The sequence below is a fragment of the Promicromonospora sp. NPDC057488 genome (genome assembly GCF_042802395.1).
Taxonomy (GTDB): domain Bacteria; phylum Actinomycetota; class Actinomycetes; order Actinomycetales; family Cellulomonadaceae; genus Promicromonospora.
On record NZ_JBHVEG010000015.1, the window covers coordinates 30,578 to 47,881 of the forward strand.

Sequence of the window (17,304 nt, forward strand, 5' to 3'; positions counted from 1 at the left end):
CCGTGGGCTATCGGCCGGAGTTCGCGTCGACGAGCGACCGGTAGACGGTCTCCGGGTCGTCGCCGCTCGCCGCGAGGTCGCTGAGCGCGACGAAGAACTGCGCCGCCACCACGCTCGACCCGGTGCCCTGGTAGACGACGGGCGCGTCCACGGCCGTGGCGGCCAGGGCACCGAGCGTGTCCTGGCCCCCGTAGTAGTCCTGGGGCACGGCGACGTCGGGATCGGTGTGCACCTGCGTCGAGGGCGGGAACAGGCCCTTGTCGAGGTACCCGGCCTTCTGCGACCTGGGCCCGCCGAGGAAGGCGGCCACCTCGGCGGCCGCGTCCGCGTGGTCGCTCGCCGCGAGGGCCGAGACGAACGAGCCGCCGGTCGCGGCCGCCCCGCCGGGCACCGCGGTCACGCGCCAGTCGCCCGCCTGCTGCTCCCCGGCGGACTTCAGGAGGCCGTCCTCCCAGGCCGGGCCGACGAAGCCGACGATCTTCTCCTGGGTGAGCGCCGCGTTGAACTCCGGCGTGTACGGCTCGGTGTTCGCGCACAGCCCGTCCTGGGCGAGCGCGGCGGAGCCGACGAAGGCGTCGTGGGACACGGGGGAGTCGACGACGTTGCTCTCCTGCCCGTCCTCGAGCGCGAAGTAGGCGTAGCCGTTCTGCGCGAGCATCGCCTGGTAGTTCTGGCCGGCATGGTCGCAGACGTACACGTCCTGGTCGGCGGCCTTCTGGGCCAGCTCGCGGTACGCGTCCCAGGTGCCGACCTCGGCGGCCACCTCGTCGGGCTCGGCCGGGTAGCCGAGCTCCTCGAGGGCGTCGGCCCGGTAGAAGAAGCCCCACGGGCCGATGTCGGTGGGCAGCGCCACCTGCCGGCCCTCGGGGTCGCGGCCGAGCTCCAGGGCCCAGTCGACGGCGTCGCCCGCGGCCGCCTCGTCGGACAGGTCCACGAACTGGTCCGCGACCTCGAAGAAGGACGGCAGGCTCCCGCCCATGACGACGACGTCCGGCAGGCCGCTGCGCGAGCGCAGCGCCGCGCGGAGCTTGTCCTCCACGTCGGGGATGTCCTGCACCGTGATGTCGTAGTCCGGGAACTCCTCGTCGAGCAGCGTCTCGACGTCGTCGGGGAGCGAGGCCCCGCGTACCCAGAGGGTCAGCTCGACGGCGCCGTCGCCGCCGCCCGTCGTGCTCCCGCATGCCGTGACCAGCCCCAGGGTCGCGAGCGCCGCGACGGTGGTGGTCAGGGGTCGTGCTGCTCTCATGTCGTGCCTCCGCTTGTTGGTGAAACGTCGTTGTCCTTCGCCAGCGAGGCGCCAGTCATGCATGGTGAATGATCATTCGCTGTTGGATATAGTACGCATCGCGTTGATACCTTTCAATGGAGCGACGAGGAGGGCCATGACCCGCACGACGAGCCGCACGACGATGTACGACACGGTCGAGCTGTCCTTCCGGGGCGACGACGCCCTGCCGGTGGGCGGGCAACCGCCGTTCACCGTGCGCCTGACCTGCGACGACGGCGGCGAGCCGGTGGTGGTCGCGGGTTTCTGGGACGGCGGCCACGACTACCGGGCGCGGTTCTGCGCCGAGCGCGAGGGGCGCTGGACGTGGGAGGTCGCGGACGCGCGGACCGCGCTCGACCGCACGGCCGGCGCCTTCGACGTCCGCGGCGCCCGGGGTCCGGGCCCGGTGCGGGTGGCGCACCGGTTCCACTTCGCCCACGCGGACGGCACCCCGTTCCGGCCCGTCGGGACCACCGCCTACAACTGGCTGCACCAGGACGAGCCGCTCTTCGGCGACACGGTCGCCGCGATCGCCGAGGCGGGGTTCAACAAGCTGCGTTTCATGGTCTTCCCGCAGGCCGGCGGCTACGTGGAGCACGTCCCCGAGCTCCTGCCCTTCGAGCGGGCCGAGGGCCGGTGGGACGTCTCGCGCCCGGTGCCGGCCTTCTTCCGCAGGCTCGACGCCGCCGTGGCCACCCTGGGGGAGCACGGGATCCAGGCGGACGTGCTGCTCCTGAACGCGTACGACCGCGGGTTCTTCGGGCTCGACGGGCTGTCCGAACAGGAGGACGCCGTCTACCTGCGCTACCTCGTGGCGCGGCTCGCGGCCCACCCGAACGTGTGGTGGTCGCTGTGCAACGAGTTCGACCAGCTCGAGCGCCCCGCGGAGCGCTGGGACCGGGCCGGTGCGCTGCTCGCCGAGCTGGACCCGCACCAGCACCTGCGCTCGATCCACAACTGGGTCGAGCTGTACGACAACAACCAGCCGTGGGTCACGCACGCGTCGCTCCAGAACGGGTCGGCGACGACCGAGCCCGGCCGGGCGAACCTCTACCGGGACGTGTGGGGCAAGCCGGTGGTGCTCGACGAGATCAAGTACGAGGGCGACATCCCGCTGCGGTGGGGCGACCTCGACGCGCGGCAGCTCGTGCACCAGTTCTGGAACACCACCGTCGCCGGGTGCTACGCGTCGCACGGCGAGAGCTTCGTGACACCGAGCGGCAGCCTGCACATGGTCGAGGGCGGGCGCCTGCGCGGCGCGGCGCCCGCGCGGCTGGCGTTCCTGCGCGAGGTGCTGGACGGGCTGGACGTGCCCGGCCTCGACCCGATCGACAAGTGGGACGACCCGGCGCACGTGGCCGGGGCGCCGCGCCGGCAGTACGTGCAGTACCTCGGCCGGTCCGCGCCCGAGCAGTGGGAGTTCCGCCTCCCCGTGGGCTTCCCCGGCGAGCGGCCCGAGCCGGGCGACGAGTTCGTGGTCGACGTGGTCGACACGTGGCACATGACCGTCGAGCGCGTGCCCGGCCGCTTCTCCCTGACGGACGTGGGCCGCAACGAGGCGCGGGACCGGGCCTCCGACCCGGTGCCGCTGCCGCGGGGCGAGGCCGTCGCCCTGCTGGTCACGCGCGTGGAGCCGGTGGGATGACCGTGCGGCTGGGCACGGCCTACTACAACGAGTACCTGCCCGACCCGGGGCGCCTGGAGACCGACCTGCGGCTCATGGCCGAGGCGGGTATCGGCTGTATCCGGGTCGGCGAGTCCGTGTGGTCCACCTGGGAGCCGGCGGACGGCCGGTTCGACCTGGAGTGGCTCACCCCGGTGCTCGACGGCGCGGCCGCGCACGGGATCGACGCGATCCTCGGCACGCCCACCTACGCGGTGCCGCCCTGGCTGAGCCGAAAGCACCCCGAGCTCGCCGTCCGGCGGCGCGACGGGTCGCGCGTGCCGTGGGGCGCGCGGCAGGAGGCCGACTTCACCGCCGACACCTTCCGGGCGTATGCCGAGCGCGTGATCCGCGCCGTGGTCGGGCGGCACGGCCGGCACCCGGCCGTGGTCGGCATCCAGCTCGACAACGAGCCGGGGCTGCACCTGATCCACAACGAGGGTGTCGTCGCACGCTTCCGCCGCTGGGTCGCCGACCGGTACGGCGACCCGGAGACCCTGAACCACGAGTGGGGCCTGGCCTACTGGTCGCACCGGATCGCCGACTGGGACGAGCTGTGGGAGCCGGCAGGGAACACCACGCCCGCGTACGAGCTCGCCTGGCGGCGCTTCCAGGCCGAGCAGACCACCGAGTTCATCGCGTGGCAGGCCGGGATCGTGCGCGAGCTGGTGGCCGACGACACCTTCCTCACCACCTGCATCGCCTACCAGCGGCCCGCCATGGACGACGTCGCCGTCGGCGCGGCCCTCGACGTGGCGAGCGGCAACGCCTACTACCTCGCGCAGGACGCCCTCGCCCTGGCGACGGACGGCGCGGGCGGGCACTGGTACGCCGACGACGTGCCGCAGGTCGTGCTCATGGCGGACCGGGTGCGCGCCACCAAGGAGGCGCCGTTCCTCGTCACCGAGACCGGCGCCGGGTCGATCGGGCCCGCCCGCCTGACCCGCCCGCCGTACGACGGCCAGCTCGGCCAGGCGGCCTGGCTCCTGGCCGCGCGGGGCGCCCGGCTGGTCTCGTACTGGCACTGGCACACTCTGCACTCGGGCGCCGAGGCGCACTGGGGCGGCATCCTCGGCCACGACCTGGAACCCGGACGGGTCTACGACCAGGTCGCGGCGACCGGCCGGCAGCTCGCGGCGGCAGCGCCCTGGCTCGCCGACGCCCGCCCCGACGAGCAGGTCGGCGTGGTCCACGACCACGACAGCGAGTGGCTGACGGCGTTCGACCCGCCGTTCGGCACCGAAGGCGCCCCCGACCGCGCGTCGTACCAGAAGATCGTGGGCGCGTTCGGCCGGGGCGCCGTCGACGCGGGGTTGCAGGTCGGCTACCTGAACGCCCGGCGGCTGCCGCCCGCCGGGGAGCTCGTCCGGCGGTACCCGACCCTCGTCGTCGCCGGGCTGATCGCCGCTCCCGACGCCACCCTCGCAATACTCGCCGAGTACGCCCGCCTGGGCGGGCGGCTCGTGCTCGGACCGCGGACCGGCTACGGCGACCACGAGGGCCGGATGCGGCCGACCCGCGCCCCCGCCCTCCTCGGCGACGCGGCCGGGGTCACCTACCGGGAGACCGCCGCCCTCGCCGACCCCGTCGAGGTACGGCTCGGCGACCTCGCCGGCACCGCCCACGGCTGGGCCGACTGCCTCGAACCCGACGGCGCCACCACCCTCGCCAGGTACGACCACCCCCACCTCGGCCGCTGGGCCGCGGCGACCCGGCGCGCCGTCGGGCAGGGCGAGATCACCGTGGTCGGCACCATGCTGGACCGGCGGCTGCTCGCCCGGGTCATGGCGGACGCCGCCGGCCCCGCCGTACCCGCCTGGCCTGTCGTCGAACGTCCGGAGGCGGTGACCCTGCACTCGCTCGTCGGCGCTCGCGGCCGGGTGTGGGTGCTGCACAACTGGTCGGCCGTGGCTTGCGAGGTGGTGACCGCACGCGGGGTGGACGACGTGCTCGCGGGGTCGTTCCTCGACGACGGCGAACGAGTCGTCCTGGGGGCGTGGGGCGTGGCGGTGTGGGGCGAGCCGGTGCTCGATCCGGCTGCGTGAGCGGCACAGGTGCTGGTGCGGGCCTGCGGGTCCCGACCGAGGCCGGGACCCGCGTCCAGGCCCGACTCAGGCCCAGACGCTCGTCCATGTCTGAGGTGCCAGCCGGAGCCCCACCCTGCGCGCGGTCGCCGCGTCGCCGTCTTCGGGTTCGTCGTGCCCGGTATCGACCACGACCGTGACGGTCCGCGCCCGCCGGTCGAGGTTCGCCGCGAGCACCAGCGTGCCGGCGCCGTCGCGGGCGCCGAGCGCCCAGACGCGCCCGTCCGGGCTGGCCCCCGACAGGAGCTCCCGGCCCGCGAGCCCCGCCAGCACGCGCACCGGTTCGGCCACGGGGCGCGGGACGCCCGCCGGGCCGACCAGGCCGCGTGGGCCCTGGTCCTCGAACCAGGCGATGCTCGCGACCCCGGGCACGGCAAGGGCGGCGGCGCCGGCCACGACCCAGGCGGCGAGTTCCGCGCGGGACTGGCGGGGGTCGGCGTCGTGCGCCGGGTCGGCCCGGCGGTCCTGGTGCGGCTCGGCGACGTCGTTGAACCGGGGCCGGAGCGTGACCGGTCCGACGTGCACGGGGCGGCGGCCGGCCGCGAGGTCGACGGCCTGCGCGGCGACGAGCCGCTGCATCGCGACCGACTCGACGAGCTGCTCCGTGTCGCCGGAGTGGAACAGGGGCGTGGTGCTGAAGGTGAGGCCGTCGACGTCGGCGGGGACCAGGTCGTGGCAGCGGTTCAGCTCGGTGAAGTGCGCACGCACCCCGCCGAGCACCTTGGCGCTCGTCCCGGTGCGCGCGAGGGCCGCGCGCAGGGCGGAGACCTCGGCGGCCCCCGCGACGTGGGTCGTGGGGGAGAAGGCGGCGATGCGTGCGACGGGTAGGGCGCGTAGAGCGGCGACCGCCTGAGCGAGTGCGGCCGTGGAGGTGACGGCGACGGCATCGGCGGCGGGCAGGTGATGGTCGGGCAGGTCGTCAGGCAGGATCAGGCGCACGTCGAGCGGCAGACCCGGGTCCGCCGCGCGCGCCAGCACGGCGGGCCAGGTCGTCGTGGCGAGGTCGAGCTCGACGAGGAGGGCGTCACCCGGGGGCGGGACGGCCGGCGCGGGGCCGCCGGCCGTCGAGGCCGAGGTGATGACGGAGGGGAAGATCCCCGCCGCCCGGAGCCGCACCACGGCGGGGCCGTCGTCCTGGTCCCGCGCCCGGACCGCCCGGCCCGACGCCGTGACCTCCACCGCCTGCCGCAACGGCGCCCCGGCCCGCAGCAGGTACGGGAACGGCAGCGTCAGGGGCCGGCTGTAGGTCTTGAACGACGCGTCGGTCCAGTTGCGCTGGTCCTCCATCTCGAACACGTCGCCGCGCAGGTCGAGCCGGAGGTCGAGGCCGCCGTCGTGCCAGGCCAGCGCCGCGATGTCGCGGGCGGGCTGGTGCGGGCTGATCGCCCGCGGGAAGCGTGTGCGCGTGACCGAGGCGTCGGGGTGGCTTACCTCCAGCGCGGCCCCGGCCACGTGCGGCGGGTGCAGCACGACCAGCCCGGTCCGGTTGGTCAGCAGGTCCCCGGCCGGCGCGCCGGCCCACGCGACCGTCAGGCGCGGACCGGCGGCGGCGACGCGGATCGTGCCCCGGACGTCGACGCCCCCGGCCGCGGTGCGCACGTCGACCGAGAGCCCGTCCGCGTCGTCCCGCACCTGGCCGACGACGAGGTCGGCGGTGCGCCAGGCGTCGTCGCGCACCACGAGCCGCACGCTCCGCAGCACGAGCACGCCGTCGTACCGGACGTCGGCGATCTCGTCGCCCCGCCGCTCGACGGACCAGCGCCCCCGGCTCCAGGGCTCGGCCGGCGTCCACCAGCCGGGCGGTTCATGGGTCGCCACGTCGTCCTGGGCGTTCACCCGAGGCGCTCAGCGCTCGATCGTGTCGAGGTGCAGCATGCGGGCGAGGTTCTTGTCGAGCTCGTCGTCGCGGAAGATCTTCTTCCAGTCCTCCTTGACGATCGACTCGCGGCCGTAGTCCATGGCGATCAGGCAGGCGTCGCTGAACGGGTTGTCGCCGCGCAGCCCGTTGGCGAGCGCGACCTGGGTGTGGCCGTACAGGATGCTGCGCGCGGCGGCCTCGGGCACGCCCATCGTGTGCACGGCCTCGTCGAGCGCCTCGTTGAGCAGCGCGCCGATCATGCACGCGATCGTCTCGACCAGGGTGGGCTCGAGCTGCGCGAGCTGCTTGACGGTGACCCAGTGCACGTCGATCACGGGCGCGTAGATCGCCCGGACGGTCGCCTCGACGACGTCCCGCGCGGCGGGGTCGTCGGACTCGACCGCGGCGATCGCGTCCTGCGGCGCCGCGATCCCGCCGAACGTGTCGGCCCACTGCTCCTTCGTGGTGCGCTCGAGGAACACGGACGGGTGGCAGGGGTGCGCGACGGCCTGGACCACGTCCTCGCGGGTGGTCAGCAGGCCGGCGTAGGCGGCCGCGGGGTCGAGCGTCAGGACGATCGCCCCGGGCCGCAGCTGCGGCACCAGCTCGGCGGTCACGGCCGGCAGGGCGAGGTCCGGCACGGCCAGGACCACGATGTCGGCGTCGGCCACGGCCGTGGCGGCGTCGGTCAGCTCGCGGCCGGCCTCCGTCGTGCGCTGCCGGCCGGCCGGGGAGGTCTCGACGTACGCGACCTCGTGGTCCGTCTGGACCAGATTGTTCGAGACGCGCATGCCCATCTTCCCGCCGGCTCCGACGACGGCGATCCGGTAGCTCTCGCTCATGGTGTGCTCCTCAGGTGCTCCAGGGTGGTGCGGGTCCAGTCCCGCTCGGTACGGATGGTCGTGGCCGCGTCGCCCCGCCACGGCAGCCAGTGCTCGACGACCTCGTTGATGTCGCGCTCGCGCGGCCGGACGGTCCGCAGCAGGTGCGCGTAGTCGTGCAGGCCCTCGCCCATCGGCGCGCCGGAGTAGGTGAAGCCCACCCAGCCGTCCTGCCGGTCGAAGGCGAAGTCCTTGACGTGCACGTTCCGCACGTGCGGCGCGGTGCGCTCCACGCACTCGCGCGGCTGCTCCAGGCGGGCGACGACGTTCGCCGGGTCCAGGCAGATGCCCAGCCGCGGGCTGCCGACCCGCTCGACGAGACCGACGAGGTCGGCCGTGGCGACCTGCTCGTACGTCTCCAGGGCGAGCGTGACGCCGGCGGCCTCGTAGGCGGGCAGCGCGGCCCGCAGCTGCACCTCCGCGCGGGCGAGCGACGGCCGCCGGCCGTGGGCGCCCACGACCATGCCGCGCACCAGCCGGGCGTCGAAGACCCGGGCCAGGTCGAGGAACCGGGCGAGCCGGCCGGGCTCGACACCCTTGGTGCCGAGCTCGATCGTCAGGCCGAGGTCGCGGGCGGCGGCCGCGGCGTCGCGCAGCTCGGCGTCGGACATCGACTCCAGCGGCGCGTGGTCGCAGATCTGGTAGAGGCCGACGCCGAGCTCGCGCGTGGCGGCGAACGTGTCGCGCAGGGTCAGCGGCTCCGGGACGCGGTCCGACTGCTGCCAGAAGAAGGCGTAGCTCCCGAGGCCGATCACGCGCGCGCCCCGGCGAGCGAGCGGGCCTCGTCGAGGACGGTCTCCAGCGCCCCGACGTCGTGCGCGAACCGGCCCAGGAAGAGGCCGTCGACCGCCGTCCCCAGCGCCGTGAGCAGGCCCGGCCCGGCCGACCCGCCGTACAGGACGCGCGACCCCTGCCGCGCCGGGTCCGAGCGCAGGCCGTCGCCGAGCGCGCCCGCCACGGCCCGGATGTGCCCGGCGGGCGCGGGTAAGGGCGCGCCGATGGCCCAGACCGGCTCGTAGGCGACCACGAGGCCGCCGTCCGGCACGCCTCGCGTGGAGCGGCCGAGCTGGTCGAGCGTCTCCCGCGCCGCCTGCTGCGGCGTCGTCCGGTCCTCCTCGCCGACGCACACGACCGGGGTGAGCCCGTGCCGCAGCGCGGCGGCCGCCTTGCGGGCCACGACGTCGTCGGTCTCGTGGAACAGCCGGCGCCGTTCGGCGTGGCCGACCTCCGCCAGCCCGACGCCGGCCTCGGCGGCCTCGGCGGCGCCGACCTCCCCGGTGAACGGCCCGGCGTCGTCGGCGGCCACGTCCTGGACGGCGACCCGGACCCGCGTGCCGGCGAACGTGGCGACGGCGGCGGGGACCTGCAGGTACGTGGGCGCGACGAACAGCTCGACGGCGCCGTCGGTGACACCGGGGTGCAGGGCCGCGAGCCGCGCGACGTCGGCGCACCAGGCCGCGGCGCGGGCGAGGCCGAAGTACATCTTCAGGCTCACGCCGATGGTGACCGTCATCAGCAGGAGCCCGTCGCCTCGTACTCGCCGATCACGGCGACCTTGGCGGCCGACGGCGAGGTCGGGTCGAACCGGTAGGTGAGCCACTCGCGGACCAGCCGGCGCGCGAGCTCGATGCCGATGACGCGCTGGCCCAGCGTGAGCACCTGGGCGTCGTTGGACAGCACGCCGCGCTCGACGGAGAAGCTGTCGTGCGCGGTGACCGCGCGGATGCCGGTGACCTTGTTCGCGGCGATCGCCACGCCGAGGCCGGTGCCGCACACCAGCAGCGCGCGGTCGGCGTCGCCCGCCGCGACCCGCTCCGCGGCGGCCACGGCGATCCGGCCGTAGAGTGTGCCGCCCCCGGCGTCCACGCCCACGTCCACGACCGACGCCACCCCGGCGTGGCCCTCGAGGTCCGCCTTCAGCACCTCCTTGTACTCGAACCCGGCGTCGTCGCTCCCCACGACGATGCGCAGCCTGTCCATGTCAGCTCCTTCCGGTGGCGGCGGCGAGGGTGGCCCCCACCGCCGTGACGACGAGGGCCAGCGACCGGGCCCCGGGGTCGGGCGTCCCGAGCGCCCGCTCGGCGTGCGTCCGCGCACGTCCGGCGCGCGGCACGAGGTCCGCGGTGGCGGCCGCGGCGGCGACCGTCGCCTCCGCCGCTGACCGCCAGACCGGGACCAGCGCGTCACCCGCGCCGACCCCGCGCGACAGCTCGGAGCTGAAGGCGGCCAGGGCGTCGACCAGGGTCTTGTCCCCGGGCCGCGCCCTGCCGTAGGTCATGACGTCCTCGAGGGCGGCCGCGGCCCCTGCCGCGACCCCCTGCGGCTCCGGACGGCCCGTGTCGCCCAGGCGGGCCGCGAGCGCGTGGAGGATGAGGCCCCACAGGGCGCCCGAGGTGCCGCCCGCCCGGTTCGACCACGCGTCGGCCGCGCCGGCGAGGACGGTCCGGCTGCCGGCCCCGGCCGCGAGAGCGGCGGCTGCGGCGTCCGCCGCGGCGTGGGCGCCGCGCTGCATGCCGATGCCGTGGTCGCCGTCCCCGGCCACCGCGTCGAGGCGGCCCAGCTCGGCGGCGTGCTCGTCGATCGTCGTGACGACGGCCCGGAGCGCGTCGACGACGACGGCGGCGATGCGGCGGGACGGGGCGTCCGAGGCGGGCACTGTGGTCGCCGGGCTGGTTGCCGGCACGGTGCCTGCCGTGGTGTCCCGGGCCTCGTCCGGATCCTGGTGCGGCGCCGCGGCCGACGGCGCGGGCGCGCCCCGCCGATACCCCGGCGCGTCGACGGGCGTGCCCCACAGGGGCTCCAGGTCGGCGTCCGGCCAGAAGAGCGTCAGCGAGAGGCCCGCCATGTCGAAGCTCGTGCAGAACTCGCCCACGTGCGGGTCGAGGATCTCGTGCCCGGACTCCGCAAGGAGCTGGGCGACGGTGCGGTAGACGACGAACATCTCCTCGTACTTGACCGACCCGAGGCCGTTGAGCACCGGGACGACCCGTCCGCCGGCGTCCGCCGGCTTCTCCGCGAGCAGCCGCTCCACGAGCTGGTGGGCGAGGTCGTCGGCCGACGGCGTCGCGCGCTCGTCGATGCCCGGCTCGCCGTGGATGCCGAGCCCGACCGCCATCCGGCCGTCGGGCACGGTGAACAGCGGCTCCGGCGCCCCGGGGAGCCGGCAGCCCGAGAAGGCGACGCCGAACGAGCGGGTCAGGTCGTTCGCCCGCCGGGCGAGCGCGGCCACCCCGGCGAGGTCGCGCCCGGCCTCGGCGGCGCCCGCCGCGATCCGGAACACCACCAGGTCGCCCGCGACGCCGCGCCGGCGGTGCCGCTCGCCCGCGGGCGCGCTCGCGACGTCGTCCGTGACGACGACCGTCTCGCACGCGATCCCCGCCGCGCGCAGCCGCACCTGGGCGGCGTTGAAGTTGAGAACGTCCCCTGCGTAGTTGCCGTAGGTGAGCAGCACGCCGCCCCCGCGCTGGGCGGCGCTCGCCACCGCGTGCACCTGCTGGGCGGACGGCGACGCGAACAGGTTGCCGACCGCGGCCCCGTGCGCGAGCCCCGTGCCGACCAGCCCGCCGAACGCGGGGTAGTGGCCGGACCCGCCCCCGACCACCACGGCCACCTGGCCCTCGGGAGCCGGGGCGCGGCGCACGACGCCGCCGTCGACCCGGCGGACGTGCCGCGGGTGCGCCGCGACGAACCCGTCGAGCATCTCGTCGGCGAAGTCGGCCGGCTCGTTCCACAGTCTCGTCATCGAGGGGCCTCTCCGGTAGGGGCGGTTGCGGTGCCAGTGTGGCCAACCGGTTGACCAATTGCAACCCCCTGATCCGACCGGTGCCGCTAGATTGGCCCCATGCCCGCGTACCCCGACGCCCGCCCGCACGAGATCGCCGCGTCCCTGGGTGCGCTGCCCGCCGGCACGCCCGCCTCCCAGGTCGCCCGCCGGCTCCTCGACCTCTTCACCGACGGCACGATCCCGCCCGGCACGCGGCTGCCCCCGGAACGCCAGCTCGCCGCCTCGCTCGAGGTCGGGCGGTCGGCGGTGCGCGAGGCGCTCGCGGCCCTGGAGATCCTCGGGGTGGTCGACGTGCGACCGGGTTCGGGTACCTATCTCCGCGGCGCCGCGAGCGAGCTGCTCCCGCAGACGCTGCGGTGGGGGCTGCTCATCGGCGAGCGCAGCACGACGTCGCTGCTGGAGCTGCGCGCCGGGCTGGAGATCTACGTCGCGCGCCTGGCCGCGAACCGCGTGGACGCCGCCCAGCGCGAGCGCCTGGCGAAGCACCTCGACCGGATGCGTGACTCCGTGACCGACCTCGGCGCGTTCGCCCGCGCGGACCAGGACTTCCACCACGTCCTCGCCGACGCGGCCGGCAACCCGGTGCTGCTGGACCAGCTGCACGTGGTCCGCTCGCTGCTCCAGGTGTACGCGGACCGCGCGGTGGGGGACGAGGACGCCGCCCGGGTGGCGCTCGGCGAGCACGAGCAGATCCTGGCCGCGGTCGCGCGGGGCGACGAGGACGGTGCCGCGTCCGCGATGGCGGTGCACATGACGACCGCGACCGCGCGGCTCCAGCGGGAGGTCGCTCCCTAGCGTCGGGGCGTTGCACCGATACAACCTCGCCGTTCCACCGATACAACCCGGCGAACGGTTGACGGCGTTCGCGCGGCTGCGCTGGCCTGACGGCTGACAACCAGTCGAGCCGGCCGGACAACGAGGTTTCCCGCATGCCGAAGACGATGCCGAAGATACCGAAGTCGATGCCGAAGCAGTGGACCGCGGTGGCCGCCGTCGCGGTGGCCGCCCTGATCGCGGCGGGGCTCCCGGCCCACGCCGACCCGCGCAGCACCCACAGCACCGCCCGCCCGGCCGTCGCGTGGCGGGGCGGCTCGCTCGGCGTCGAGACGGAGGGGCTTGTGTCCAGGTCGGACCTGGTCCTGGAGTCCCCGGCCGGGCGGGCGGAGCAGAGCATGCCGCTCGGCAACGGCCGGCTGGGTGCGGCGGTGTTCAACCGGGACGGCCTGACCGCCCAGCTCCAGCGCAACGACACGTTCCCCGACCTCCCCGGCGCCGGGCGGCTCGTGCTGCCGGGCCTCATGCCCCTGGCGACGGCGGCCGACTACTCCGGCCGCGTCGACCTGTACGACGCCCAGCTGCGGCAGTCGGGCGGCGGCATGTCCGCGAGGACCTACGTGCGCGCCGACGCCGACCAGCTCGTCGTCGAGGTCACCGGCGCGCCCAGGGACACGGAGCAGACCGCGGAGCTCCGGCTCCCGGTGGACCGCGAGCCGGAGACGTACGCGGGTGGCGGCGTCGCCGCCCTCGCCGAGACGTTCGACGCCCGGAACGGCACGACGGGCGCGGTCGCGGCGGTGACCGCGCACGCGCGCGGGGTCCGTGCCGAGGTCGTGGACGCGCACACCGTCCGGCTGACGTTCACGCCGCGCCACGACGGGACGTTCACGATCGTGGTGGGGGCGCCGTCGTACACCGGGGGCGACCTCGCCGAGGCGAGCCGGGAGGCGGTCGCCGGTCCGGCGGCCCTCGACCGCGAGCACCTGCGGTGGTGGCACCGGTTCTGGGACGACCAGGTCGCGCCCCTGCGGATCGACTCGCCGGACGGCACCGGCGAGTACCTGGAGGCGCTGCGCGCCCAGCAGCTCTACACGACCGCCTCGACGCAGCGGAACGATCTGCCGACCGGCCAGGCCGGCGCGGTGGGCATGCTCTACCCGTGGCCGGACGCGGCGCTGTCCCCGTCGACGTGGTTCCACTTCAACCTGCGCCAGCAGGTGTACGCGAACTACGGCGCCGGCACGGCGTCCTTCAACGCGCCCTACCTGCGGCTGTACACCGAGCACCTCGACCAGCTGCGGGCGGCCACGCGGGAGCTGTGGCCCGACGCCGAGGGCGCGTGCGTGCCGGAGCTCCTCGACTACGACGGCACGACGGCGGAGGGCTGCGACGGCGGCACCGAGCCGGCCTGGAACAGCCGCGTCCTGACCGGCGGCCTCGAGGTCTCCCACGACGTCTGGCAGACCTACCGGTACACCGGCGACGACGCCGTCCTCGACCGCGGCTACCCGCTGATGCGCGACGTTGCGCGGTTCTACCTCTCGGTCCTTCAGGAGGGCGACGACGGGAGGCTGCACCTGAACCACGTGAACTCGCTCGAGACGCAGTGGGACACCACGGACCCGACGCCCGACGTCGCCGGGATGCACGCGATGTTCCCGGTGATCGCGGACCTGGCGCGCGAGCGCGGCGACGCCGGCCTCGCCGACCGGCTCGACGCGGCCGTGCCGAAGCTGCCCGAGCTCCCGACGACGACGCGCCGCGGCGCGGAGGTCGTGGCGTGGTCCGCGACCGACGAGCCGGCGAAGAACACGCAGAACACCGACATGGAGGCCCTGTACCCGTGGGGCCGGCTCGACGCGGGCTCCGACCTGATGCAGGACACGTTCGACCAGCGCGTGTTCCCGCTCACCCGGGAGTGGGGCGAGGACCCGATCTGGGCGGCCCGCCTGCACCGCGGTGAGGAGATGAAGGACCTGCTCGTCCAGGGCACCTCCGACCTGCAGAAGTTCCCGAACGGCTTCACCGTGCACGGCAAGAACGACGACCCGGCCGCCCGGCGCCACCTCTTCAGCTCCTGGAACGCCGTGGTCGCCGGGGCGCTGCAGGACGCCCTGGTCCAGTCGTACGACGGCACGGTGCGGGTCGCCGCGGCGCTCCCGGCGGACTGGGACGTGGCGGGGAGCGTCCACCTGCCCGGCGGGCACCTGGTCAGCACCGAGGTCCGCGACGGCGCACCCCTCTACGTCGGGATCGAGGCCGGCTCGGCGGAGACCCTGACGGTCGCGAACCCCTGGCCGGGCGAGCGCGTGCGCGTCGTCTCCGGCGGGCGGACCGTCGTCGGGCCGACGGACGGGCGGACCGTGCGCCTGACCGTCGACGACGGTCGCTCCTACGTGCTGGAGCGCGTGGGGCGTCCGGCGGCGTCGTACGGGTACCGGGCGCTCACGGGCGTGGCCGAGACCGGTGCGAAGCACCTGGGGGAGCGGACCCTCGGGATCGACGGCGGGGTGCCGCAGGTGGAGTCGGACCTGGTCTCGGCCGTCGCGCCCGAGAAGCAGGGCGCGCTGCTTACCGCCGCCGAGGGCAACCCCCTGTACGTCGACAGCGGCGACACGGTCGCGGACCTGCCGGACCCGCTCGACGGCGCGGTGCAGATCCAGGGTGCCCGGCCCGACGCGGGCGCCACCGGCCCGAACGGCGGCGTGCAGTTCGACCTGGCCCGCCCGGCGACCGTCTACACCGCCCTCGACGCGCGCGGGGAGGGGAGGTGGTGGCCGTCCTGGCTGCGGGAGGAGGGCTGGACCCGGACGTCGATGGAGGTCGGCACCCGGCAGTACGCCCGGCCGTTCGACCTCCAGGACGGGCACGTGCGCGCTTCGGGCGGCGGCGCCACGCTCACCACCGCCGGGGCCGGCTGGGGCGACCAGGTCGTCGAGGCCACGGTGCGGCAGATCCAGGTCGGGGCGAGCCTGATGTTCCGGGCCCGCGACGAGCGCAACGGGTACGTGTGGACGATCGGCGGGCCCCTGGGCAGCGAGGGCGGGCTCGGCCAGCTCCGGATGAGCAAGGTCGTCGACGGCCGGACCACGCTGCTCGGCACGGTGGTGCCGCTGACGCCCGCGCCCGGGAACACGTACCGCCTGCGCGTCGAGGCGGTCGGCGACCACATCCGCACGTTCGTCGACGACGTCCTCGTCGACGAGCGCGTCGAGGAGACCTTCGGGCAGGGCCGGGTCGGGACCTACCTGGGGAACGCGGACGTCGGCGAGTACGACGACCTGACCGTCCGCACGCCGGACGGCGGCCTCCTGTTCGAGGAGGACTTCTCCGGCGACCTGTCGGCGTGGGACCTCCCGCCGGCGCGCCAGGACGTGCCGCTCGTGGTCTTCGCCAAGCAGGTGCCCGCCGGCCGCGTGGTGCTGGGTCCGACGTCGGCCGACGGCAAGGAGGACGCGCCCGCCGTGACGTTCGTCGCCGAGTAGGCGGGCCGGGCGGCCGCCCCCGGGACCAGGTCGTTCGCCGGACGGGCCCTAGCTGCCCGCCGCCGGCGGACGCACCTGGCTCGGGGGGTAGCCGAAGCGCCGGCGGAAGGCCCGCCCGAAGGACCCCGGGTCGAGGAATCCGGAGCGCTGGCACGCCGTCTGCACGCCGTGCCCCCGTTCCAGCATGCTGTGCGCGAACTCGAGCCGGACCCGCCGCACCTCGGACGCGGGCGATCGCCCGACGTCCGCGAACAGCGCCTGCAGCGAGCGCACCGAGACGTGCGCCTCGGCGGCCAGGTCGGCCACGGTGAACATGGGGTCCGCGAACCGTTCGTGGATGATCGCGTACAGGCCGTCGCGGAGCGCCGCCCGCGAGCGGAAGGGAGCGGGGGTCGGCGCCGAGTCGCGCAGCCGCGCCTCGGCGCCGTGCCGCACGGCGTCGGAGGCGGTGGGCATGAAGCTCAGGACCGTCGCGCCCGTGCCACCCAGCCTTCTTGTCGACCAGTGCACCGGACGTGGGTCTCCCGCACGTGTCACGAACCATTCCTGGCCGCGGTGCTCCAGCCCCTGCGCGCAGATGATCGGACACTCGTCGGGTGGATAAGAGGTCCCGTCGAGCCGGTTGCGGTGGAGCAGCTCGTGACTGGGTCCGCCGACGAGATCGAGATCATTCCGGTAACCGAGGAAAGAGACCGCCGCCCTGTTCGCGACCTCCACGGATCCTTCGGGCCCGATGACCCATAACGGAACAGGAGCCTCACTGACCACATCGGCGAGCAGCAGCAAATCCGCCGCCTGCTCGGCGGCGGGTCTCGTCGGGTATTGCGTCAGTCCGGCCATCGGTTCCTCCGTTCCCCTCCGCTCCTCGGGGACGGTACGCGCCGGGCGATCCCGCATTCGTTGCCCGGACGTTTCGCGCTCGTAAAAGCACGCCGCCGCTTCGCGTTCTGCGCATTGTCGTTCGCAAACGGCCTGGGCGGGTGCGGTGGCCGTTCGGTGAGGTGGAGCCACACGGGCGGTACCTGACCGCCTCCGTCCCACCGGAGATCAGATGACCACCTGGAACAGCACGCGTGAGGCAGCGACGCAGGACGTCCGCACATCCCTGCGCCGGTCGGGAACGACCTGGGCGGAGGTCGCCGAACAGGTCGACCGCCCCCTGCTGTGGACCATCGCCGCGCTCCTGGGCTCGCACCCCGTCCCGGCCGACGTCGCCGAGGCCGTCGGCCGGCTGCTCGCGCTCGACGAGGACACCGTTGTCGCCCTCCAGGAGCAGCCGTACCGCCTCAACGGCGACAGCCTCCGGGCGGACCCGACGATCTACCGCTTCTACGAGCTCCTGGACGTCTACGGTCCGGCCCTCAAGGAGGCCATCCACGAGGAGTTCGGCGACGGGATCATGAGCGCGATCAACTGCAACGTCGAGATCTCCCGCCGGGAGGACCCGGACGGGGACCGGGTGCGCGTCGTCATCGACGGCAAGTTCCTGAAGTACCAGTGGTGAC

13 protein-coding genes are annotated in these 17,304 nt (G+C 74.8%); 5 read left to right on the plus strand and 8 right to left on the minus strand.

Annotated elements, in window-relative coordinates; genetic code table 11:
- Positions 1 to 7: 7 nt before the first annotated feature.
- Positions 8 to 1,246, minus strand: a complete 1,239-nt coding sequence (locus ACFU5G_RS05190; protein WP_377241474.1) for an ABC transporter substrate-binding protein — start codon at positions 1,244 to 1,246, stop codon at positions 8 to 10.
- Between the two features lie 136 nt (positions 1,247 to 1,382).
- Between ACFU5G_RS05190 and ACFU5G_RS05195 the strand changes: the two genes are divergently transcribed.
- Positions 1,383 to 2,912 carry a DUF4038 domain-containing protein gene (locus tag ACFU5G_RS05195; protein WP_377241476.1) on the plus strand — a complete coding sequence of 510 codons (1,530 nt, stop codon included), beginning with the start codon at positions 1,383 to 1,385 and terminating at the stop codon, positions 2,910 to 2,912.
- Positions 2,909 to 4,975, plus strand: coding sequence for a beta-galactosidase (locus ACFU5G_RS05200; protein WP_377241478.1), 2,067 nt, complete (start codon positions 2,909 to 2,911; stop codon positions 4,973 to 4,975). The genes ACFU5G_RS05195 and ACFU5G_RS05200 overlap by 4 nt, the downstream gene beginning before the upstream one ends.
- A gap of 66 nt (positions 4,976 to 5,041) precedes the next feature.
- Here ACFU5G_RS05200 and ACFU5G_RS05205 read toward each other — a convergent pair whose 3' ends face one another.
- Genes ACFU5G_RS05205 through ACFU5G_RS05230 form a run of 6 tightly spaced genes read right to left on the minus strand, consistent with a single transcriptional unit; the run spans position 5,042 to position 11,495 of the window.
- Positions 5,042 to 6,850 (minus strand): hypothetical protein, encoded by a 1,809-nt coding sequence (locus tag ACFU5G_RS05205; protein ID WP_377241480.1) that lies wholly within the window; start codon positions 6,848 to 6,850, stop codon positions 5,042 to 5,044.
- Between the two features lie 9 nt (positions 6,851 to 6,859).
- The gene (locus ACFU5G_RS05210) at positions 6,860 to 7,714 is read right to left on the minus strand and encodes a phosphogluconate dehydrogenase C-terminal domain-containing protein (protein ID WP_377241482.1); all 855 of its coding nucleotides are present in this window, start codon (positions 7,712 to 7,714) and stop codon (positions 6,860 to 6,862) included.
- Positions 7,711 to 8,508: a sugar phosphate isomerase/epimerase family protein gene (locus tag ACFU5G_RS05215; RefSeq protein ID WP_377241484.1), complete on the minus strand. Its 798-nt coding sequence runs from the start codon at positions 8,506 to 8,508 to the stop codon at positions 7,711 to 7,713. Before ACFU5G_RS05215 ends, ACFU5G_RS05210 begins: the two co-directional genes overlap by 4 nt.
- Positions 8,505 to 9,266, minus strand: coding sequence for a triose-phosphate isomerase family protein (locus ACFU5G_RS05220; protein ID WP_377241486.1), 762 nt, complete (start codon positions 9,264 to 9,266; stop codon positions 8,505 to 8,507). Before ACFU5G_RS05220 ends, ACFU5G_RS05215 begins: the two co-directional genes overlap by 4 nt.
- Positions 9,266 to 9,733 carry a ribose-5-phosphate isomerase gene (locus ACFU5G_RS05225; RefSeq protein ID WP_377241488.1) on the minus strand — a complete coding sequence of 156 codons (468 nt, stop codon included), beginning with the start codon at positions 9,731 to 9,733 and terminating at the stop codon, positions 9,266 to 9,268. The genes ACFU5G_RS05220 and ACFU5G_RS05225 overlap by 1 nt, the downstream gene beginning before the upstream one ends.
- A gap of 1 nt (position 9,734) precedes the next feature.
- Complete coding sequence (locus tag ACFU5G_RS05230) at positions 9,735 to 11,495, minus strand: dihydroxyacetone kinase family protein (RefSeq protein ID WP_377241490.1); 1,761 nt, start codon at positions 11,493 to 11,495, stop codon at positions 9,735 to 9,737.
- A 99-nt stretch (positions 11,496 to 11,594) separates the two neighbouring features.
- On the opposite strand from ACFU5G_RS05230, the gene ACFU5G_RS05235 reads away from it, so the two are divergent.
- Complete coding sequence (locus tag ACFU5G_RS05235; RefSeq protein ID WP_377241492.1) at positions 11,595 to 12,332, plus strand: FadR/GntR family transcriptional regulator; 738 nt, start codon at positions 11,595 to 11,597, stop codon at positions 12,330 to 12,332.
- A gap of 134 nt (positions 12,333 to 12,466) precedes the next feature.
- Positions 12,467 to 15,799, plus strand: a complete 3,333-nt coding sequence (locus ACFU5G_RS05240) for a hypothetical protein (RefSeq protein ID WP_377241494.1) — start codon at positions 12,467 to 12,469, stop codon at positions 15,797 to 15,799.
- A 48-nt stretch (positions 15,800 to 15,847) separates the two neighbouring features.
- Here ACFU5G_RS05240 and ACFU5G_RS05245 read toward each other — a convergent pair whose 3' ends face one another.
- On the minus strand, positions 15,848 to 16,639 hold the full coding sequence (locus tag ACFU5G_RS05245; protein ID WP_377241496.1) for a helix-turn-helix domain-containing protein: 792 nt from the start codon (positions 16,637 to 16,639) through the stop codon (positions 15,848 to 15,850).
- 211 nt (positions 16,640 to 16,850) lie between these two features.
- Here ACFU5G_RS05245 and cynS point away from each other — a divergent pair, with 211 nt between their 5' ends.
- Positions 16,851 to 17,303 (plus strand): cyanase, encoded by a 453-nt coding sequence (cynS, locus tag ACFU5G_RS05250; protein ID WP_377241499.1) that lies wholly within the window; start codon positions 16,851 to 16,853, stop codon positions 17,301 to 17,303.
- The last annotated feature ends 1 nt before the right edge of the window (position 17,304 follow it).